This window comes from Chryseobacterium sp. KLBC 52 (assembly GCF_003347605.1).
Classification (GTDB): domain Bacteria; phylum Bacteroidota; class Bacteroidia; order Flavobacteriales; family Weeksellaceae; genus Chryseobacterium.
This window is the reverse complement of record NZ_QDFZ01000005.1, coordinates 245436-266925: the sequence shown is the minus strand read 5'-3', so window position 1 is coordinate 266925 and position 21490 is coordinate 245436. Positions and strand designations below refer to the sequence as shown.

The following is a 21490-nucleotide window of genomic DNA, read 5'->3' as shown; positions in this document are numbered from 1 at the left end:
GTTTATTTTGAAGAAAATCTTTTTATTCTTAATATCAATTCGTTGGGACTGAATGGTTTCACAATAAAGTCGGCAGCTCCGAGGTCAAAAGCATTCAGTACTACTTCTTCCTGCCCCATACTGGAAAGCATGATCACCGGTGTCTGCTTGCCCATGGTTTTAATGGCTGAAAGTATTTCAATTCCGGAGGCAAACGGCATCATAATATCTGTGATCGCCAGATCTACATCTCTGGTTTTAAGAGTTTCGATAGCGTCTTTTCCGTTTCGGGTAAGGATCACTTCATGTCCTTCTTTTAATAATTTGTGTTCAATCGTTTTTAGAATCAGTTCGTCGTCTTCGGCGATTAGAATCAGCATAATTTTAGTTTTTTTATTGTATTAGATTTTTAATTAATTGTAATCCTGTTGTTATCTCTCGGATAATTTCTTCTTCCATGGAGATAAAATCCATGTCAGGATCTGCTTTATTTTCCCAGTTGGCAGTACGTTCAGTAAGTCTTACCAATCCTGCTGTTCCTGCAGTTCCTTTAAGCTTGTGAAGAATGAGTTTTAGATTGGCACTGTCTTTTTCTGCAGTGCTTTTTTTGATATTCTCTTCAGCCTGAGTAAGCTGATCTACCACAAGATTTAGGAATATTTTTCTGAAATCCTCATCATCATCGCCTATCTGCTCATTCAGGATATTTATATCGAGGTAATTTTCCTGATGGGAAGAATCTTCAACAGGGCTATTATTTTCGTTAATGATATACTTTTTAAGCATTTCCAGCAGATCTGCCTGTCTTAAAGGTTTGGGCAGGAAATCATTCATCCCGGAATCCAGGCACTTTTCTTTCTCTCCCAGCACATTACCTGCCGTTACCCCTATAATAGGGACATTGGAATATTCCGGGAGTAAGCGTATTTGTTTGGTTGCTTCAATACCATCCATTACCGGCATCTGAACATCCATTAAAATGATATTGAACATTTTTTCTTTACACTGCAAAACCGCCTGAAGTCCATCCGTAGCTTCTGTAAGCTCTGCATCCGGAACCAATGAACGCATCATTTTATGGTTTAGAACCATATTGACCGGGTTGTCATCTACCAGTAAAACCTGCGGAGCATGCATCAGTATGGAGCTTTCTGTCTCCGGTTGTGAAATGCTGATGATCTCTTTCTCCGTATTTTTTACCGCTCGTCTCAATGTTTTATAGAGTTCTTCAGACTTGATAGGCTTCAGCAGGAAGAATGAATTGTTTTCCTGACGGAAAGAATTGATTACATCATGTTCCTCGGAAGACGTGTGGAGAATAATCAAAGGAGAGGATTCATTTTGTTTGCTGAACAATTCCTTGATTTTTTCTATCGTTTCCAGCCCGGAAATAATAGGCATATGATAGTCCATCAGAATGACATCAAAACGCTCTCCTGCAAGCAATATCTGAAGAGCTTCCATTCCATTGGCTGCAAGCTTTGAATCTATATTTTTATAAGCAAGCATATGCTGAATAATAATCCTGTTGGCTTCATTATCATCAACAATAAGGACCTTGTTTATTTTCAGATCTTCGTCTTCATGACGATCAGATAGTTCATAAGGAACTTCGATATCAAAATAGAAAACAGATCCTTTTTGAAGTTCGCTTACTAACGAGAGGCTGCTTCCCATATATTTCAGAATATTATTGGAAATAGTTAATCCCAGACCTGTTCCACCATATCTTTTGCTGATAGAACTGTTTTCCTGGGTAAAGGCATTGAAAATATGCTGTTGTTTTTCTTTAGGGATACCAATTCCGGTATCTCTTACCGAAAATCTCAATTTGATATTCTTGCTGTCCAGATTCAGCTTTTCTACTTTAAGTTCTATTTCTCCCTGTTCTGTAAATTTCACAGCATTTCCAAGGAGGTTGACCAAAATCTGTTTCAACCTTGATTCATCCAGCCAGATGGTTTCCGGAAGTCCCTGTTCTATATTCAACAGTAATTCGATATTTTTTTTCTGCGACTGGTAAAGGATTACATTGATCACCTGGCTTACCATGTCATAAATATTAGACTTCTCAATGATAAGGTCCATTTTTCCGGATTCTACCTTCGAGAAATCAAGAATATCGTTGATGATATTCAATAGGTTCTCTCCTGATTCATTGATATAATTGAGGTATTGAGTCTGTATATCATTCAATGGCGTTTTTAGAAGAAGGTCGGAGAAACCGATAACACCATTCAGCGGAGTCCGGATTTCATGGCTCATGTTGGCTAAGAATTCAGACTTTGCTTTGCTGGCAATATCTGCCATTTTTTTGGCATTTTTCAGTTCTCTATTGATTTTTACGGAGGGTGTAATATTTTGTGCAGAAACAATAATTCCTCCTATAACATTATTGGAAAGATACCATGGTGTCACCTCCACGCTGTAATGCTGAATGATTCCCTTACCGGGCACTTCTATGGCCATGTCTTCGTTTTTATAGGCCTTTCCTGCCAGTGCATCCTGATAGATTTTTAATCTCTCATCCGGTACATTGGGTGATATTTTAAACATGTTCTCTCCAATAAGTCTGATGTCATTCATCTGAAACTCATCTTTCCAGCTTCTGCTTACGGAAACATAATTGAGATCTTTATCAAACATGGCTACTGTAGAAGGGACGTATTTTACAAAAGACTGCAGCATAGCTTCTTTTCTGGCCAGTTCAAGGTAGATATTTTTGAAGGTATCAATATTCTGAATGATTCCGTAGACTCTGGTACATACTCCATCTTCAAATTCCGGTATACCTTTTACCCTTACCCAGATCATCACACCGTCATTTTGTATAAGCTGTAATTCTTCATCGTAGGGAACGCCGTCTTTTATAGCCTTTTCGAATAAGGATTCCAGCTTTTCACGGCTTTTTTCACTGTAAAAACCCAGTGCATTTTCAAAATCAGGCTGGAAATTTTTGTCTATTTTATGGATTTCCCGGGTAGACTGCGACCAAAAAACCGTGTTGTTTTTCAGGTTAACCTCCCATCCTCCTACCTGAGCAACGGCACTTGTCTGCTCCAGCATTTTTTTGGTATGAACAAGATCTTTTTCCAAACTTACTCTTTCCGTAACATTCAGTGCTGTACTCACCACATAGGGTTTTCCTTCTTTATTGATCTCCACAAGATTGTGGTACATCCAGATCATTTCTTCACCTCCTTTTGCTTTCAGGATCATAGTCCCGAAATCTTCATGGTTTTTATTAATTCTTTCGAGATATTGCTCGAGAAGAGGCCAGTTCTTTTTAGGAACAAGATCTTTTAAATTCAACCGTTCTACCTCTTCAGCAGAATATTGAAGGGTTTCTCTTCCTTTTTCGTTGACCGCAATGATATTTCCTTCCATATCATGCATGCTCATCAAGCCTATAGCGTTTTCAAAGAAGCTTCTGAAGCGGCGTTCAGAGCTTTCCAGTTTAAGCTTTTCTTCAATACGTTGGGTGATATTAATTCCAAAACAAAAAATCTCTGAATGATTCTGATTGAGCTTTAAATACCATTCAATAATAATCGTTTGGGTATCATCTATCTTTGTGGAAGTAGTAAATGTAACTTCTTCATCTGTATTGGGAAGGTTTTTGGAAAGTAACTGGAGTTGAGAATTATGATTCCCTATCAGATCCAGGAAATTCTTGCCAAGAATCTGACCTTTATCCATTTGAAAGGTGTTTTCAAAAGCAGGATTACTCTCTTTCAGTGAAAAGTCTTTATCCAGAACACAGATCAGGTTATTGGAAATGGTAAAAGTTTGTTGAAAATACTCAGCCTGGATATTTTTCCTTTTGCCTGTAAGAATTTTTGTGATGGCGTCTCCTATTTTTTTCAGAGCAGATATCTGGTCTTTTGTGATGGTTTTAGGTTTATAATCGATAACACAAATGGTTCCTAATGCGAATCCTTCATCATCAATCAAAGGTACTCCTGCATAAAACCGGATTCCACCAGCAAGAATAAGTGGATTTTCTGATGATCTTTCATCCAATAATGTATCATTGATGATCAGAATTTCTCCACTTGCAATGGAATATTGGCATACCGTATTTTTTCTGTCTACAAAATCAAGAGCCATTCCCACACAACTCTGAATGGTTTGGGTTTCGCTTTCCATCATGGCAATAAGCGCTGCAGGGCAGTCTGTCACCAGACATGCTGTTTCTGCAAAAATGTCTAACTGGGGATCTTTTTCAAGGTTTAAAAGATCAAAATACTCCAGTTTCTTCATTCTCCCTTCTTCATTCGCAGGAATTGGATACTTCTTCATATACTATATCAACAATTAGAGACTTTTCTTTTTTGATTATTAAAAAATGATAATCAAGGCATTAAAGTTTATATTTTAAATATTTTTAAGTGCTTTAAATTATTATTTTAATAAGTAAACCAAATTACGAAATTATTTCGTATTCCGTTACAGGAAATTTGATAATAAAGCTATATGTGTGTTTATTTAAAATTAACGGGAAAAAGTTTTAAATAAAAAAAGAAGTAATATCTATTATGAAGATAAAAATACCTTGTCTGATAATAAGATGCTTAGTGAATGAAATCTGCTGTATAATACATCTTAAATATGAATATTTTTAAAGGCTGATGATTAAGTATTAAAAAAAGTCCATTCCCGGAAAATTCGGAAATGGACTCACCACTTATCATCATCCAAATCACAACTAAACTATGAACAGGGAAGCAATAGCCTGTGCATCGCTGCCACTTAAAATTTCATCATACGCTGCAGAACCTGCCGCAGCACCAAATAAAGTTGCTGTGTTGTAGCCTGCCTGATTGGTATTGTCTTCTCCGGCATATACAGGATTGGTGGCTGAAGGCATACTTCCACCGTTCGCAAGCTCAATCCACCCTTTGTTGGCTCTCATTCTTCTTACCTGTGACGCATGTCTTGCTTCAACGGAATGAATCTGTAATGCTGCCTGAAGGACCACTTTATTGGACATCACATTTCCTGCCTGTCCTTTATAAGCCCTTACTCCGGTATCTTCAAAGGCCTGAGCAAGGATAAGAAACTGGTTATAATCTGTAAAAGGCATGAAATTTCCTCCGGCTGTAAAATCAAACGTAGGCTTATTTCCGGGAGTTGTTCCTAAAGAAGTCAGCGTGCTTTTCAGGAAGCTTACATGGGCGGATTCATGTTTTGAAATCTGCATGAAAACGGTTCTGTCTCCATTAGGGATTAATCCTGGTGTGGACAATCCTATACTGTAATACTCATTTTCCAGGTATTCCAGTACCAATGCCAGTTGTAAAGCATCTGTGAGTGTACTTTTTAAAGCCATACCTGTTAATGCCGTTTTGGGAGCTTCTGCTTTGGCTGGAGTAGCCATCATTGCTCCTAATCCAAGAGGTACAGCTGCTGTAGCTGCTTTTTTTCCGAATAAAGAAATATTCGTCATGGTTTCCAGTCTTGAAGCTTCTGAAGTGAAAAATTTATCATCAGAAAGCTTGTCCAGTAATCTAAGAATATTCATAATGTGAGTTTTTAAGGTGAATGATTAGTTGATCCCTCTTTCTTTCCAGGTAAAAGGGGTTTTGATGAATGCTCCGGCAGCCATTACAATGTCTTTCGGCTCTTTGGCGAGATCAAGTCCATTGGCATCTATCACATCATCTCCCGAGAAATCTGCAGATCCGGGATTGATTAAATTTCTGATGGCAGAGGCATGTCTGGCTTCCACAGAAACTATTTTGCCGGCAATCACAAGATAGGCAGAATTGGAAATATATTTTCCCGCTCCATTATAAGCTGCAACACCGGTATCTTCCAATGCTTTTGCGGTAGCCAATACTGAATTTCTGTCATTAAAATTCACATTCGGATATTGGAATTCAAGTTTAGGGAGTACATGATCTGTAGCACCACTAATCGCAACTTTGAAAAAATCTCTGTGAATCACCTCGTGATGGTAGAGATCTGTAAAAACCTCTTTTTCAATACTGGAAATTCCCGTATAAAAATTGTTGACTACTTTGGTATAAAAATCGGCTTCAAGCTGTTCCAGAGCATAGGCATAATTGAGTACGCCTACATCTCCTGTTCCAAGATCATACTTGGATTCTTCTATGATCTGAAAGTCATCATCGTCATTACATCCGATGATGGTAAGACCTGCGATGGCCAGTCCCACTCCACTTAATTTTAAAAAGTTTCTTCTGCTGGTATCAAGGGTGGCACCTTGATTAGAAACCTGAATTGATTTTTTCATACTATTAATTTTTCTAGTGTTAGATATAAAAGAAAGAAAAACAGCATAGTGAATATGCTGTCTGAAATCTTAGAATTTATTATGGCATCAATACCGTATCTATTACATGAATCACTCCGTTAGATTGGTTCACATCAGCAATTGTTACTTTGGCGCTGTTTCCTTTTGCATCTTTAATGTAAAGGTCTTTTCCTTTGGTCCAGAAAGTAAGATCCTCTCCCTGTACAGTTTTCATCATACTTTTTCCATTCCCTGCTTTTACAGCGGCCCAAATTTCTTTAGCACTGTATCTTCCGGGAAGAACATGATAGGTTAAGATAGAAGTAAGTGTGGCTTTGTTTTCAGGTTTTACAAGATTTTCTACCGTTCCTTTTGGAAGTTTTGCAAAGGCAGCATCTGTAGGTGCCAATACGGTAAAAGGTCCTGCTCCCTGTAATGTTTCTACCAGACCGGCAGCTTTTACGGCAGCTACAAGGGTTTTATGATCCCTGGAGTTGACCGCATTTTCAATAATGTTCTTGGAAGGATACATAGGAGCTCCTCCTACCATTACTGTTTTTTCTTTCATCGTTTGTGCAGTTACCTTCCCGCTGAAAGCAAATGATAAAACTACCATTGCTAAAATTGTGATTCTTGAATGTGTGTTCATTACGTTGATTTTTAGTTAATTATATTGAATGTGTTTTTAAAATCATTTACGAGGCTGGTTTTGTTTTAGATTGAAAAAAAACAAAATAAATTATAACTATCTGATTTGTAGTGGATTATTTTTCGTGGATAATAGAATCAACTTCTGAAATACTATTTAAAAATTGAATATTTTTCAATAATTCTCAGGAAAACATGTATGAAATAAAATATGTATTGGATTTTGTTGACTATATGTTTTATTTTATTACATTTGAGCAGAAAAATAAATATTATTAAAACAACCTATTCTGAAGAAGAACTTATCGTTTTATTAAAAGAAAAAAACGAAAACGGTTTTCATTATCTGTATGACCACTACTCCGGTGCGTTGTATGGAATCATTCTTCGAATCGTTCAGTCTAAAGAATATACCGAAGAAGTTATTCAGGATGTTTTTGTTAAAATATGGAACTCCATTCATCAGTATGACTCGTCCAAAGGGCGGTTTTATACATGGATGATCAATATTGCCCGTAATACGGCTATCGACTATCTAAAGTCTAAAGGATTCCAGAATGAGCTTAAAAACCAATCACTTCCCGATTTCGTATATAATACTGCAGAACTTTCAACTACCAATAATTCTTCCGATTATATCGGATTTAATAACGTGCTGGAAGATCTGGAAGCAGACAAGCAGGAACTTATAAACCTTGCTTATTATCAGGGATATACCCAGCATGAAATATCCGAAAAACTGAAGATACCGCTGGGAACGGTAAAAACGAAAATGCGGAATGCACTGATGAAATTAAAAGATTTGCTAAAAGATTATCAATAAATTGAACACTAAAGAATACATATCATCCGGAATTATAGAATCTTATATTCTTGGTCATGCTTCTCCCGAGGAAGCAGGGATTTTGGAGTGTGTGATGAAGAATAATGCTGAAGTGAAAGCGGCTTTTGAAGAAGCACAGAAAACTTTGGAACAACTTGCTACAGCTCAGGCTGTAACACCTCCAGGTGATTTGAAATCTAAGATCTGGAATAAAATTCAGCAGGAACAGGTGGTTGAAGAAATAACTCCTGCTCTTTCACCAGATATTCCTGTAGTAGGAAGACAGGCAGAAAATAATACAGACAGAAAGGAGATTCAGAGAAGCACTCCATGGAAAACCTATGCTATAGCAGCTTCGGTATTATTTCTGGTAAGTGTTGGCGGAAACGTATTCTGGATGAATACGCAATCTGCCAATCAGGAGAAAATGGCATTGATGATGGCAGACAAGAAGAATCAGGATCGGGCTATGGAGAAAATGAATCTTAAGATTGATATGTTTTCTAATCCTGATATGCAGATGGTGATGCTGAAGGGTGTAGAAAAACATACAGAGGCCAAAGCCATGGTTTTCTGGGATAAAAAAACAAAAGAAGTCTATCTGAATGCAGAAAAACTTCCCAAAGCCCCTGAAGGTATGCAATATCAGCTTTGGGCGATAGAAGACGGGAAACCGGTAAATGCCGGAATGTACACTGAAGATAAAGACAGCAGGATTGCCTTGGCCAGTATACCGGAAGCTCAGGCTTTTGCTATTACGCTTGAAAAAGAAGGCGGAAGCAGCGTTCCTACTATGGAAAATATGTTTGTAATGGGTGAAATATAAGTTTCACCCATTTCATTTTGTTTAATTGGTCTTTCTGTAATTATAAATCTCAAGCCCGTTGAGAACAATGGCAAATCCTATCAGATAAAAGAATTCGGTTTGTACTTCATGTAATCAGCTGTCTTTCAATATAATAAGTCTTACTACTTTAATAAAATAAGTTACTGGCGTAAGATTAGACATTTTCCGGGCCCAGTCCGGCATACTTTCGGTATTCGTAAAAAACCACTCATCAGCATAAATACCATCATAAAGAAATAGGCAATAAACATGGCCTGCAGCTGGGTATCAGCAAAAGTGGATATGAGCAGTCCCAACCCGAGTAAAGCAATAAGATAAATTGCGGCAAAAACATAAAGGGTATAATTTAATCAAATATTTTAATCATTTGATTAAATTGTATATAATGCTATTTAATTTGTTGATAAATAACATGTTGTATGTTTTAGTGTAAAGCGTTTCATCTGTTTTGAGAACAGAATTATGGAAAAGTTTACTGTTTCATAACTTCTATAAAAAAATCATAGAAACTGAAAATTATTTTCTGTTTCTATGATTGATACATATGATTTTGACGTATGATCTAGTTTGTGACTACTCCGATTCTTGCTTTCAAAGGAATGTTATAGGTATTCAGGCAAGGTGTCTGCCCATGGAAGTCAAAATCAATATTGACTTCAGGCCTGAAAATCAGACAGTGGGTAGATCCACCAAAATGGAAGGTCCCTATAGGATCTCCTTTTTTAACATGATCTCCTTCTTTTACTGTAATTTCACAGCTGGATACTTCAGCCATTCCAACAGCGACAAAACACATCAATCCTATTTTATCATTATCCGACTGGATGAAAATCAAGGCACGTGTAGCCAGTTCTGTGATATATCCCTGAGAATCATTGGGGCCGGAAGGATCATAACCTTCAATAGGAGCTTCAGCGTAATAGGTTCCCGGAACATTCTCAATGGCTACAATGGTACCATCTACCGGACTGTTCCATCGATGATAGGTTTTAGCACAAAGAAATGCCTGATAGACTGTGCTGTTATCACCAAATTTCTGAGCCAGTTCATGATGGTTCATAATATCCAGTAAGGAATAAGGCTGCCCTTTCATCCAGAATTTATCTTTCATCTGGGCATTGGTAACACAATTATAAGGAGCCGATTCGCAGGCGTTAACAATCACTGACGGATCTTTGTCTTCTTGACTTACTTCTCTCACTCCCGGATTAAATTGACGGGTAAAAAAATCGTCCCAGCTTTTGAATCCAAAATAAGGTTCATCAGGTTGACATTGATAATTGTAAATGAAATTCTGCAAAGGATCTTCAGGATTATTCCCTTTTCCTCTTAAAGGATCCATGGCGGCAATGGCTTCCAGGGCTTGTGGTGAAAACCAGCCTAAAGGATTGGTGTAATCCGGCTGTGGTTGGTTTACCGGACCATTCACCAAAACATATTGTGATGCCGGAGATTCCAGAAAAGTCTTCCATTCTGCTAAAATAACGCTTAGTTTTTGATTCACTTCGGGATGAAGAAACGTTAAATATCCTGCCTGTGTTCCCATTGCCCAGTCTACAATCGCATTGATGGGAAATCCTACAAGTCCTATATTATCTTCTATAACACTGTAGCAAGGCGCTTCCTGTAAAACCTGATTGATAATAAGGAGCATGGTTTCGAAGTTTTTAACAGGTTCATTGTATCCTTGCGGGATCTCATCATACATGCTGGTAAAGCTCATATATAAAACAGGATCATTGTAGATCGCGTCCCTGAGATCAGCAACGGCCGGATTCATTGGAAGTCTGCTGTTTTGAGCCTGTTTTACTTTTTTTTCCAGCCAGGTGTTGAGGAACTTTCTGTCTGAGGGCAGCCATTTCCCCACTCTGTATTTTACATGGTTCATAGTACGGTTTTTAAGTTTTTTTTAAATTGATGGTACTATAAAGTTACTTCAATCGGCAGAATACCACAATAGTATTTCTACTTAATGTGAAATAAGTAAAAACACCTACTATGTAATTTTGATGAAAGTTTATTTCTATGCACAAAAAAAACAAGGCGGACACAATCAATCCGCCTCGTATCTCCCAAATAATTAAATATGAAAAAATATGAATGTCTATACCAGACAGGCCTTCAGCATCAGATCATGAAGGTCTGTATTTTTAATAAACGGCTGTAAAAGCTCGTTTCCAGGACCATAAGCCGCTACTTCCACATAATCTCCGGAATGATCCATGCTGATCCACCCCACAGAATTCCTGCTTTTCTGAATTTCTGAATATAATTTAAAAGGCAGTTTCTTATAATTATAAAGTCCTTCTTCTTTTTCAAGTCCGTTGTAAAAACTCAAAATATGTCTGGCTTCATCATCGTTCAGTGTGATTTTATTGCCTTCATAAATCCAGTCTTTAATATCTTTTACCGAATCATCTTTGTGAATCTTGTTCAGAATATATTCGTTGGTGTATTTGTATTCTGAAATGCTGTTAAAATTCTTGGTAGCATCGGCTCCATAAATGGTTCCCGGATTGGCGTTTCCATGGTCTGTTGTGATAATCACCAGAGTATTTCCATCTTTTTCCGCAAAATCTATGACTGCCTTTACAGCTTCATCAAACGCCAGCTGATCATGGATAAGAGCAGAAACATCATTCGCGTGAGCAGACCAGTCTACTTTTCCGGCTTCTACCTGAAGGACAAAACCTTCTGGATGATCTTTCATCTGATGGATAGCAGTATTAGCCATTTCGGCAAGAGTTGGTGTATTTTTGTACTCAGTAAGATGCGTTCTGTCAATGGTATACGGTAATGCTCCTGTACTGAAGATTCCTAATAGTTTTTCTCCTTTTTTGATTTCTTTCAGATCATTTTGTGTTTTCAGAATCCTATATCCTTTTTTGCTGTAAACGGAATAGAGATCTTTTTTGTCTTCTCTTTTTGCAGGGTTGAAAAACTCGTCTCCGCCTCCTAAGAGCACGTCGAATTCCAGCTCTGCATACATTTCTGCAATTTGAGGTTCAGCATTTCTTTGGGAAGAATTTATACAGAATCCGGCAGGAGTTGCATGAGTAATGGTTACTGTAGTCACACAACCGGCTTTCTTTCCTGCTTTTTTATATTTCTGCCATATGGGAAGATGCTTTTCTCCATTGGGCCCTATATTCAGGGTTCCGTTTTTAACTCTTATTCCTCCTCCAAAAGCTGAACTGGCGGCAGCAGAATCTGTTACGATAGAACTTGCAGAAGCGGTGTCCATTAAAGCTCGGGTTACCTTTTTATCATGATACAGATTAAGCCAGTTACTTCCTTTTCCTAACATGTTCCGTGAATACAAATCTGCCATTGAAAGTGTTCCCAGACTCATCCCGTCACTTACCATAAAGATGATATTCTTCGCTTTTCCTTTCTGGTGCAGTTCGGTATTTTTCCCGAAGCTCCATAGATCAGATGGTGATAAGGTCAATAACCCTGAAAGTAGTGCAGATCCTTTTAGAAATTTTCTTCTGTCCATATTGTTTTTGAAATAATGCTGTAAGTTATCGTATTTAATTCTTTATCGAAACAATGTTGCATTAATTAAAGGTTAATTTTAAATATTCTTCGGAAACGGATCTTCAAAACTTTGTTTTTTATCAAACAGTTCTTTTTCTCTTTCATTAATAAGACAGTGTTGGAGATCTGATAACATTTGTTCTTTATCCAGATTCTGTCCGATAAACACCAATTCATTAATTCTGTCGTCCCAGTTTTTATCCCATCTGCTTTCTATGAACTGTTGGTTTTCTACAAATGAAGAATACTGAACCCTGTAATTCATAGGCATACTACTCCACCAAACGCCTGCTTTTTCAAGCCTGAAAGAACCTCCTGCCTGAGAAAAATTCAAGGCATCGTTGGGCCTTGAGGCTAACCAGAACAAACCTTTAGCTCTGATGACTCCTTGTGGATAATGGTGATTCAGATATTCCCACAATCTTATAGGATGGAAAGGTTTTTTATCTCTGAAAACCAATGAGCTTATTCCATATTCTTCAGTTTCCGGGGTGTGATGATCGGCTTGTAATTCTTTTTGCCAGCCTGCGGACGACTGTGCCTTATCAAAATCAAAAAGTTGGGTATTTAAAATCTTTTTCGGTTCAATTTTCCCAAACTCTGAATGTAAAAGTGTCGCATCGGGATTCAGTTTTCTGATCGATGCTTTTAAAAAACCTAATGTTTCTTTATCTATAAGATCTGTTTTGTTTAGAATAATCACATTGGCAAATTCAATCTGGTCGGTCAGAAGATTGACAATCGTTCTGTAATCGCCTTCCATATCGGTAAGATCACGATCCAGCAACATTTCATTGGATCCGAAATCATTCATGAAATTGAAACAATCTACCACCGTTACCATTGTATCAACATAGCTGAAACGAGATAAATCTATGCCGCTCTCTTCATCAATATAAGTAAAGGTTTGTGCAACAGGAATAGGCTCACTGATTCCCGTACTTTCGATAAGGAGATAATCAAAACGGTTTTCATTTGCCAAACGTTCTACTTCTACCATAAGATCTTCACGAAGTGTACAACAGATGCAGCCGTTACTCATTTCTACCAGTTTTTCTTCAGTTCTTGAAAGGGTATTTTGATTTTCAACAAGGCGTGCATCAATATTAATTTCGCTCATATCATTCACGATGACTGCTACTTTTAATCCTTGTTTATTGTGAAGAATATGATTCAGTAGTGTCGTTTTTCCAGCTCCCAGAAAGCCGCTGAGTACCGTTACAGGAAGTTTTTTAGTCATGCTCTTAATGTTTATGATTTTTAAAATTGATGATATGACCGGTAATTAATCCGACAGCTCCTGCATAAATGAGAGGAATATGGACTTCAAACAGGAAATCTACCAATATAGAAATGAAAATGAGAGCTATAGATGCCCAGAATAAAAACTTCAGCCATCGGTTTTCCATTTTCTTCGTTATTCTGAACACCACAACGGCTCCAATGCAAAGAAAAGCCAGATCAATATAAGGGTTATGGGATATTCCCAGAGGAACAATTAATAATAACGGAAAGACAATACAATGAATCAGGCATAAAACAGCAGCGGAGATTCCTACAGCATCAAGAATTTTTGATTTCATAATAGTATGGATTAATTTTCTTATCGTAACTTTGTTGCAAAAGTAGAGATAAAAATTTAAATAACGCAACTTTGTTGCATTAAAATATGAAACAGGTCAGAAATACGCACGCCAAAACGGAAATTTTAAACCTTATCAATGGTTCAGATGTAGCCCTTACCCATTCAGATATTCAGAAGAAACTGGGAGATCTGTGCAATAGAGTAACTATTTACAGGGTGTTGGAAAGGCTTGAAAACGAAGGCGCTATACACAAGATCGTCAATATTGACGGGGTGGTAAATTTTGCTAAGTGCAGTGGAAAATGCTCACATGAACAGCATTTTCACAATCATGTTCATTTTAACTGTAAGGAATGTCATTCTGTGACGTGCATTGAAAACGCTATTCCGGAAATCAGTTTACCGGAACATTTTATCGCACAGGAATATAATTTTATCATCAGCGGGATATGCCCGAAGTGTGCTGATGCTTAAAAAATAAAAAGGCAGAAAAGCGAATATGCTGATCTGCCTTTTATTGTATTGAAATATAAATCTGCTATAAAGAAGAAATATAAACTTCTATTTTGGTACCATCATAATTAAAGGTTCCGTCAGAATTCTTTTTGCCCAATACCCATTTCATATCCACAGGTACTGTCCATGCCGATCCTAATGAAAATCCGTTGACAGATCTGATTTCATTTCCGTTTCCTGTTGTAATCGCTGAGTGAAAGAATGTTTTATCAATAAGTCTGTAAAAACCAATGGCTTTTCCTGCAGGAATAGGTGTGTATCCGTCCCATTTTTCTCCAGCCGGATAATTGAATAAAGTTAACCATTTTTGTCCTGCAGATTCTGCAAGCTGAGTAGGACTTATCCTGGCACCACGCATATACAATGCATAAGCAACCACATCATGACATACTCCACTGTTGTATTTCGAAATATTCTCTTCCCCTGAGAGAATGGAATGAGCAACGGGTGCCCTTTCAGATAGGGATAGCTGAGCCTTCCTGGCTCCTTCCGGTGTTATAAATGACATATTGTAATATTTTGTTTGGTGAAGTAAAGATACAGCTTTAAAATTTAATACTTATGCTAGAAAACATTTTAAGTTTCGGCTAAAGCCAATGGAAGAATACTTTATAAAATAAGTGGGCTAAAGCCCACTCCTATTGATAAATAAATTGATCTAAAAATTATTAAATAATTAATTGTTGTCATTATCGCAGATACTAAAAAATATTTGGAAAAAATTGTAAATATTCAATAGGAACGGGCTTTAGCCCGTTTTACTAAGATCATTAAATCCTATGGCTTCAGCCAAAACTTACTATCTTTTAAGTTCCCGCTGAAGCCCACTTGTATTGATAAAAATGATTAGAATTTTTTAACAATAAAACATACATTCATAGCTGAAAAGTTTTCCCTCTTTGAATGTAAAAATAAAAACCCCTGCATCTCCATTTTGAATATAATATTCGTGAGGAGAAGCAATCCAGCGTGTTGAGAGCAGATCTCCGAAACGGGTAACAAAATCCTTTTCATTATAATGGGAATCCATGCGTTCATGGCCGAGAATCACAGCTCCTCCGTTATTAAAAAACATTTTGTAAATACTTCCGGAAACTTTTCCTTTATATTCTTCAAAGGCTACAATAATATCAGGTGTTCTGTAAAAATATTGAGGTTCCCAGCCACATTCAGGGGTATTGGGAATGTCTTTTACTTTCTGCATTTCCAGCTGTTTCACCTTTGTCTCTGTAATTTTTTCGTCAAAAAGTTGGGTTTCTTTCCATGTGAAATGCATATTTAACCCTTTCAGCTTTTTCTCATAGATTTCAGTTTGGGGCTTTTTCGCCAATTGATCTGCCAGAAGAAGCTCAAAATCGATATCTACTTTTGGGTTTTCTATCCCTGAATAAGATTCTTTCCAATAAAGTAATGCTTGTTTAAGATTTTTATCTTCCAGCCATGCGATTTCGCGCAATCTTCCAACCTGAGTCAGTTCTTTTTCCTTGTTCTTTCCTTTTGCAGCCAGATAATCCTTCAGAATTTGGTCGTAGGTAAGTTCTGTTCCCAGGTATTTCATCTGGATATATTCCGGATTCTCGTGGAAATGGTCGCCAATATATACCCAGCCATCCTGATACAGAGGTACATAATCAATGCACATCAGTTCATTTAAAGCTGCTTTTCGTGTTGCCGTACTTTCTGTTGTAGGTCCTTTTCGTACACGCAATTCTGATCCCTGCACATAAAAATGGGGACATTGATATCCCTCTTTTCCTCTATAGAAATATTGTAGTGGCTCATCCGCTGATTTTTTCCCACGCATAGACTTTTGGAGTGGCTGGCGGTCTATAAAACCAATATCTCCGTTGCTTACCTGTACTTTGTATTGTGTTTGGGTAGAATCCAGGAGGTAAACCGGTGCTTCGGTAGAAAAGATTCCCAAAACGTCTTTATTTTTTCCATTTTCACGATAAAGGTGACCCCATTCGGAGGTATAGACCGGGCGTGCTCCGGCACTCTGAGCCTGGATATTGCAGAAGCAGCATTGAATGATTCCTGCTGCCAATAGTATCTTATTCAACATATTGTAATTGATATCTGCGAAAGTTTTCATGTCTTTCACAGAGGTGTTCATAATGGTTTGAATGGTTATTCCTTCAAAAATAATGAAAAATGAGAGTTTGTCCTAAAGTTATTGTTATTCAGAATGGGTATAAATTCCATCCTATTCATCTGTTTCCATTGGGTAGCGTAAATAAAAATACTATTTTTATCGCCCAAAAAAGTAAAGACTAAATATGCCGACTGATGCTTCTCTTAAGCTGATTCCGATGACAACTTTCGTGCTGGAGTATTATTCACACGAAGGATATGCCGATCTTCAGATTCTGAATCTGATGAATAATTATGCCAATTTCTTAAAGAAGCGTTTGACTCTTGGAATGTTTGTTCCTGTAGACCGTAAAGGAGAGATTCTGAAAGAGCCTAAAAATTATACCGCATGGAAATCTTTGGATCATAATGATGGAAAAAGAACGGATATTGTGGGTTTTGAAGAATATGCTGAATATCAGAAGGCCGAGCAGAACTGTATGTTTGAAGGATTTAAAGTAGATTATAATGGATACTCAAAAGTGAGAATCATTGCCTCTTATGATCCTTCTATTGAATTGTCTTTTAATAAAAATGACCTGCTTCCTTCAGGATTCAATGATGTAGAATCACTGACCGTATTTGATGATATCTTTTTAACATCCAGTGCATTAATAGCAATTGGGATAAAGCGGTAAAACCTTACCCTATAATGAAAAACCTTTATCAGATCTGATAAAGGTTTTTTGTTTGTTCTCTTTTATCGTACACATTCTCCGGAATGGCAGTGATAGCCTGAAGGACAAAGTCCGTTGATACAAGGACCTGCAGCATCAGGATAGCACCTTTCATCTGCACGGCAATGAGAGTGAGGAGGACATAGAGAAAGCAGATTGCCAAGGCAAACTCCTACTGGAAGAGGAAGATTCAATTCTATACCGATTGCTCCCATCACGTTTTTCAATGCTTTTCTGTTTAATTTTTTCATGGTTTTTGTTTTTAAGTGTTATTGATTTTTAGTATACTTTCGAGCTCTGTTATAAAATCCTTCTGTGCTGTGTTGATGCGTTGCTGTGCTTCTGCGGAATCAAACCATATCCATTGATCTACTTCCGGAACTTCTATTATTTTACCTGATTTAGGCGGCCATTCCAATGAAAAAGTATTGCTGCAAAGGTCGGAAGTATCAAGATCAGTTTCTAACGCCCATGCATAAACAGTTTTTCCTCCTTTTTGTGTAACGGGTGATAATTCGATGAAGCTCCCTTCTATTGTTTTTCCCGTTTCTTCTTTAAATTCTGTCAGTGCACGCTCCAATGGATCTTCGTCAGGAAGAATCTCGCCTTTAGGAATAGACCATGCTCCAAGATTTTTATTCCTCCAGAACGGCCCGCCGGGATGAACCAAAAAATAATACAGATTGCCTTTTTCTTTTTTAAAAAGCAAAATACCTGCACTTGTTTTCATAGGATTAAAGGTTTGACTATTAAAGATATAAAAAATATTTAATCAGATAATCAATAAGATAAACCTTTCTTTTTAAACTCAGAAGGAGACATTTCCTTATACACCTTGAACATTTTATGGAAGTGGCTGGCATCATTGAAACCCAGCCTGTCGGCAATTTCACTTATATTATAATGGCTTTGCAGTAAAAGCTTTTCAGCAGTCTTCAGCTTATGCTGTATGACATGCTGTTGTATGGAGAATCCCGTCTGTTTTTTGATGTAAATGCTGATGTAATTGTGAGACAGCATAAATTCTTTGGCCAGGTTTTCAATTTTCATTTTATCTGCATCCAACGCATTGACATTGATATAATATAAGATCCTCTCAATTTTGCTTATATTTTGTGCAATCCTGCTTTTTGCAGCAGTATTTTGCATTGTATTCCGGATCAGAATCGTAATAATACTGGAAAAGAGGTCTGTAGTTATCTCTTTGTTATAGGTATTTTTATGACTGAATTCATATAGGAGAATCCGGGCAAGCTGTAATAGATGCATCCTGTCTGTTTTACTCTTAATCGCTGATTCATACACGAAGGAATGATCTTCCATCAGGAGCTGTACAGCCTTTTTAAGTTCATTCTTTTTGTTGGGCAGTAAATTTTCCCAGATATACTGCTCTGTGAATTTTATATAAATGAATTTCGTTTTGTTTTTAATTGAAAATTCATGGCCATCACTTGGCCTTAAGAGAAAAACATCTCCTTTTTTATAGGGAAATGTAATATTGTTAAGATGATGAAATCCTTTTCCACTTTCTATGATGATCAGTTCGTAAAAATTATGATTGTGATATTCAACATCCCAGCTTTCTTTTTCAATACTGAAAACATTGAAAGAGTTGAAATTAACGATTCGTTTCATAGTGGAATGAATTTTTACAAATTTACCATTAATTTTTACAATATATAACAATGGATTATTGATGAATTTTGTCTTATCAATACATTCAAAATGAAATATATAAAACAATCAGTACTGCTGCTTGCCTCGACAATTGTTCTGATGTCCTTTTCTGATCATGAAAGGTATACAACAGAAAAAGAGCAGCAGCATGAAAAACAGACCCGAACAAAAAAATACTGGCCGAATGGAGCTCAATTGGTTATTTCCGTTTCCATGCAGTTTGAAACGGGTGGACAGCCGGAAGGCGCTGAAAGTCCTTTCAGTGGAACTCCTCTACCTAAAGGGCAGCCGGATCTTCCTGCAGAAAGCTGGTATCGCTACGGAGGAAATGAAGGAATTTACCGGATGTTGGATTTATGGAAAAAATACAATATCAAAGTAACCTCCCATGTCGTGGGAACCGCTGCTGAAAGATATCCTGAAGTTGCCAAAGCTATTGCCAACGGTGGTCATGAAATTGCAGCTCATGGCTTTACCTGGGATAACCAGTGGAATAAAAATTATGCTGACGAACTGAATTTCGTAAAGAAAGGTGTGGATGTTGTAGAAAAGATTACAGGACAGAAAGCTGTTGGTTATAATGCCAACTGGCTGAGAAGAAGCCCGAATACCCTTAAAGTTTTACAGGATCTGGGCTTTTTATATCATATCGATGACTTAAGCCATGATGAACCTTTCATTACCAAAGTAAAAGGAAAAAACTTTGTAGTCGTTCCTTATACGCTTCGTAACAATGATATTGTCAATATTGAAGGAAAACACTGGAGTCCTGATCAGTTTTTAGCACAGCTGAAATTTGAGTTTGACCGTTTGTATGAAGAAGGTGCATCAAAAAGAAGAATGATGAGCATCAGTTTCCATGACAGAATCGGAGGAACACCTGCAATGGTTCATGCCATGGAAGAATTTATTAAATACACCAAAGAAAAACAGGGTGTCGTCTTTATGAGAAAAGATGATATCGCCAAAATGGTGATGAATGATGCTGATACTCCGATTGATAACAGCGAAGAAAAGTTTAATAAGTAAGGAGGCTGGAAGCTGGATGCAGGAAGTTATCGAAGTCTGTACAGCAGTTTTATGACTTGTATAACTTCTATCTTCCATCTTCGCTCTTCCATCCTAAAAATACCTCTATGAATAATATAAAAACAGCCTATTTTTTCCTGCGTGTACCGATGGGAATCAACCTTTTGGGACATGGATTGGTCCGCCTCGTAAAATTGCAGGACTTCGCCTCAGGAATGATGAAAGGTTTTGAAACAAGCTGGCTTCCACAGCCATTGGTCCATCTTTTTGGTGTTACACTCCCCTTTTTAGAATTTCTCATCGGGTTATTGCTGATGATTGGTTTTAAAACCCGTATTGCGGCTATAGCCGGAGCTTCTCTGATTATCCTGTTACTTTTTGGAAGCAGCACTGTTGAAAACTGGGAAGCAATGGGCATTCAGATGATCTATGCAGGATTGTTCTACATTTTGATCAGCAGAATTGATGACAATGGTCTGGCTTTGGACAGAAAATGATAAAGAACAAAGAAAACGATTAAGACCGGGATATAAAAGGTTACAGAGAGAATAAGAAGAAGGATATTATTCAAATTTTGTCAGCTTTTCTTTCCCGGTTTTTTACGTGATCTGAGATTATGTTACAACTTCCATAGATTCTGCTACTCTGTTTTTACAATTATGCCCGAATTTTGCATCATCAATAACAGCTGTTGAGGATATTCAATTTATTTTCAACACAATACATAACCCTCAAAATAAAAAATGATGCAAACTATATTAGGAGCCAATGGACAGATTGGTGAAGAACTGGCAAGAGAGCTTAAGAGAAACTATACCTCAGATATCCGTATTGTCAGCAGAAATGCTAAAAAAGTAAATGATACTGACACTGTTTTTTCTGCAGATTTATCAGACAGAGAAAAAGCAATTGAAGCTGTGAAAGGAAGTGAAATTGCTTACTTCACCCTTGGACTTCCTATGGATACCGATCTGTGGGAAAAGCAATTCGTGGTCATCATGAAAAACGTTATTGAAGCTTGTAAAATCAATGGTACCAGGCTCGTGTTTTTTGATAACACCTATATGTATCCTCAAAACAATCTTGTTTTAACCGAACAAACCCCGTTTGATCCTGTCGGAAGAAAAGGAATTGTAAGAAAACAGATGACAGAAATGCTTTTAAAAGAGATGAAAGCCGGAACAATACAGGCTGTAATCTGCAGGGCTCCTGAATTTTATGGCCCTGGAAAAACGCAGAGTATTACGAATAGCCTTATTTTCAATGCAATTAAGGAGAATAAAAAGCTGAAAGTACCTTTAAGAGATGATCAACTGCGAAGCCTGATCTGGACACCTGATGCAAGCCGCGCCACTGCTTTAATTGGAAATACTCCGGATGCTTACGGACAGACGTGGCATCTACCCGTGGATGATCATAAATTAACTTATAAAGAATTCATTGCCTTAGCTTCTAACATTTATGGCAAAGAGTTAAGGTATTCTGTTATTCCAAAACTGGCTTTTACCGTAGGATCTTTATTCAACAAAAATGCAAAAGAATTACAGGAACTGCTTCCAAGATACCAATATGATAATCTGTTTGATGATTCAAAATTCAGGAAAAGATTTCCAGAATTTCCGGTAACGACCTACAGACAGGGAATTGAACAGATAAAAAAAGAACAGCAAACGACAAAATAATCCCTTAAAATAAGTACCTTAGAAACACCAATACCACCACCGAAGGACAAAATATTCCCATCCTCCGGAGCGGTAGCAAAAATTCAAAGAATTTT

21 protein-coding genes and 1 pseudogene are annotated in these 21490 nt (G+C 37.3%); 7 read left to right on the top strand and 15 right to left on the bottom strand.

The annotated features are described in order from the left end of the window. Positions 1 to 2: 2 nt before the first annotated feature. From DDF69_RS07540 to DDF69_RS07520, 5 genes are all read right to left on the bottom strand, one after another. The gene (locus DDF69_RS07540; protein WP_114820240.1) at positions 3 to 359 is read right to left on the bottom strand and encodes a response regulator transcription factor; all 357 of its coding nucleotides are present in this window, start codon (positions 357 to 359) and stop codon (positions 3 to 5) included. 13 nt (positions 360 to 372) lie between these two features. Beyond that, positions 373 to 4281, bottom strand: coding sequence for a response regulator (locus tag DDF69_RS07535; protein ID WP_114820239.1), 3909 nt, complete (start codon positions 4279 to 4281; stop codon positions 373 to 375). A 406-nt stretch (positions 4282 to 4687) separates the two neighbouring features. Next, on the bottom strand, positions 4688 to 5503 hold the full coding sequence (locus DDF69_RS07530; protein WP_114820238.1) for a ferritin-like domain-containing protein: 816 nt from the start codon (positions 5501 to 5503) through the stop codon (positions 4688 to 4690). A 24-nt stretch (positions 5504 to 5527) separates the two neighbouring features. Next, positions 5528 to 6238: a ferritin-like domain-containing protein gene (locus DDF69_RS07525; protein WP_114820237.1), complete on the bottom strand. Its 711-nt coding sequence runs from the start codon at positions 6236 to 6238 to the stop codon at positions 5528 to 5530. A gap of 79 nt (positions 6239 to 6317) precedes the next feature. Next, positions 6318 to 6887, bottom strand: coding sequence for a fasciclin domain-containing protein (locus DDF69_RS07520; protein WP_114820236.1), 570 nt, complete (start codon positions 6885 to 6887; stop codon positions 6318 to 6320). Positions 6888 to 7139: 252 nt separating this feature from the next. On the opposite strand from DDF69_RS07520, the gene DDF69_RS07515 reads away from it, so the two are divergent. Together DDF69_RS07515 and DDF69_RS07510 are read left to right on the top strand one after the other, a co-directional pair. Next, positions 7140 to 7709 (top strand): RNA polymerase sigma factor, encoded by a 570-nt coding sequence (locus DDF69_RS07515; protein WP_228411944.1) that lies wholly within the window; start codon positions 7140 to 7142, stop codon positions 7707 to 7709. Between the two features lies 1 nt (position 7710). Continuing rightward, entirely contained in the window at positions 7711 to 8535 is an 825-nt protein-coding gene (locus DDF69_RS07510) for an anti-sigma factor domain-containing protein (RefSeq protein WP_114820235.1), read from the top strand. Positions 8536 to 8556: 21 nt separating this feature from the next. On the opposite strand, the pseudogene DDF69_RS07505 reads toward DDF69_RS07510, so the two are convergent. The 5 genes and pseudogenes from DDF69_RS07505 to DDF69_RS07485 all read right to left on the bottom strand — a co-directional run. Next, positions 8557 to 8897 (bottom strand): annotated as a pseudogene (locus DDF69_RS07505) (ABC transporter permease); the annotation flags it as partial. A gap of 221 nt (positions 8898 to 9118) precedes the next feature. After that, positions 9119 to 10444 (bottom strand): phosphatidylserine decarboxylase family protein, encoded by a 1326-nt coding sequence (locus DDF69_RS07500; RefSeq protein ID WP_114820234.1) that lies wholly within the window; start codon positions 10442 to 10444, stop codon positions 9119 to 9121. Positions 10445 to 10660: 216 nt separating this feature from the next. Next, the gene (locus DDF69_RS07495; RefSeq protein WP_114820233.1) at positions 10661 to 12055 is read right to left on the bottom strand and encodes an alkaline phosphatase; all 1395 of its coding nucleotides are present in this window, start codon (positions 12053 to 12055) and stop codon (positions 10661 to 10663) included. Between the two features lie 78 nt (positions 12056 to 12133). Further along, positions 12134 to 13336, bottom strand: a complete 1203-nt coding sequence (locus DDF69_RS07490; protein ID WP_114820232.1) for a GTP-binding protein — start codon at positions 13334 to 13336, stop codon at positions 12134 to 12136. 4 nt (positions 13337 to 13340) lie between these two features. After that, positions 13341 to 13679, bottom strand: a complete 339-nt coding sequence (locus DDF69_RS07485) for a MerC domain-containing protein (protein ID WP_114820231.1) — start codon at positions 13677 to 13679, stop codon at positions 13341 to 13343. Positions 13680 to 13765: 86 nt separating this feature from the next. Here DDF69_RS07485 and DDF69_RS07480 point away from each other — a divergent pair, with 86 nt between their 5' ends. Next, entirely contained in the window at positions 13766 to 14155 is a 390-nt protein-coding gene (locus tag DDF69_RS07480) for a Fur family transcriptional regulator (RefSeq protein WP_114820230.1), read from the top strand. A gap of 64 nt (positions 14156 to 14219) precedes the next feature. Here the strand turns inward: DDF69_RS07480 and DDF69_RS07475 are convergent, their stop codons facing one another. Further along, positions 14220 to 14705: a hypothetical protein gene (locus DDF69_RS07475; RefSeq protein WP_034697952.1), complete on the bottom strand. Its 486-nt coding sequence runs from the start codon at positions 14703 to 14705 to the stop codon at positions 14220 to 14222. Positions 14706 to 15053: 348 nt separating this feature from the next. After that, on the bottom strand, positions 15054 to 16313 hold the full coding sequence (locus DDF69_RS07470; protein ID WP_114820229.1) for a hypothetical protein: 1260 nt from the start codon (positions 16311 to 16313) through the stop codon (positions 15054 to 15056). A 163-nt stretch (positions 16314 to 16476) separates the two neighbouring features. Here DDF69_RS07470 and DDF69_RS07465 point away from each other — a divergent pair, with 163 nt between their 5' ends. Further along, positions 16477 to 16968, top strand: coding sequence for a hypothetical protein (locus DDF69_RS07465; protein ID WP_114820228.1), 492 nt, complete (start codon positions 16477 to 16479; stop codon positions 16966 to 16968). Positions 16969 to 17030: 62 nt separating this feature from the next. Here DDF69_RS07465 and DDF69_RS22015 read toward each other — a convergent pair whose 3' ends face one another. Genes DDF69_RS22015 through DDF69_RS07455 form a run of 3 tightly spaced genes read right to left on the bottom strand, consistent with a single transcriptional unit; the run spans position 17031 to position 18642 of the window. Beyond that, positions 17031 to 17258, bottom strand: a complete 228-nt coding sequence (locus DDF69_RS22015) for a hypothetical protein (protein WP_162800885.1) — start codon at positions 17256 to 17258, stop codon at positions 17031 to 17033. Positions 17259 to 17269: 11 nt separating this feature from the next. After that, positions 17270 to 17737, bottom strand: coding sequence for an NUDIX hydrolase (locus DDF69_RS07460; protein ID WP_114820227.1), 468 nt, complete (start codon positions 17735 to 17737; stop codon positions 17270 to 17272). Positions 17738 to 17787: 50 nt separating this feature from the next. Continuing rightward, a complete protein-coding gene (locus DDF69_RS07455; RefSeq protein ID WP_114820226.1) occupies positions 17788 to 18642 on the bottom strand; it encodes an AraC family transcriptional regulator in 855 nt (284 codons plus the stop codon). A gap of 90 nt (positions 18643 to 18732) precedes the next feature. Between DDF69_RS07455 and DDF69_RS07450 the strand changes: the two genes are divergently transcribed. From DDF69_RS07450 to DDF69_RS07440, 3 genes are all read left to right on the top strand, one after another. Then, the gene (locus DDF69_RS07450; protein WP_114820225.1) at positions 18733 to 19713 is read left to right on the top strand and encodes a polysaccharide deacetylase family protein; all 981 of its coding nucleotides are present in this window, start codon (positions 18733 to 18735) and stop codon (positions 19711 to 19713) included. A gap of 107 nt (positions 19714 to 19820) precedes the next feature. Further along, positions 19821 to 20210 carry a DoxX family protein gene (locus DDF69_RS07445; protein ID WP_114820224.1) on the top strand — a complete coding sequence of 130 codons (390 nt, stop codon included), beginning with the start codon at positions 19821 to 19823 and terminating at the stop codon, positions 20208 to 20210. 249 nt (positions 20211 to 20459) lie between these two features. Further along, positions 20460 to 21395, top strand: coding sequence for an NAD-dependent epimerase/dehydratase family protein (locus DDF69_RS07440; RefSeq protein ID WP_114820259.1), 936 nt, complete (start codon positions 20460 to 20462; stop codon positions 21393 to 21395). The last annotated feature ends 95 nt before the right edge of the window (positions 21396 to 21490 follow it).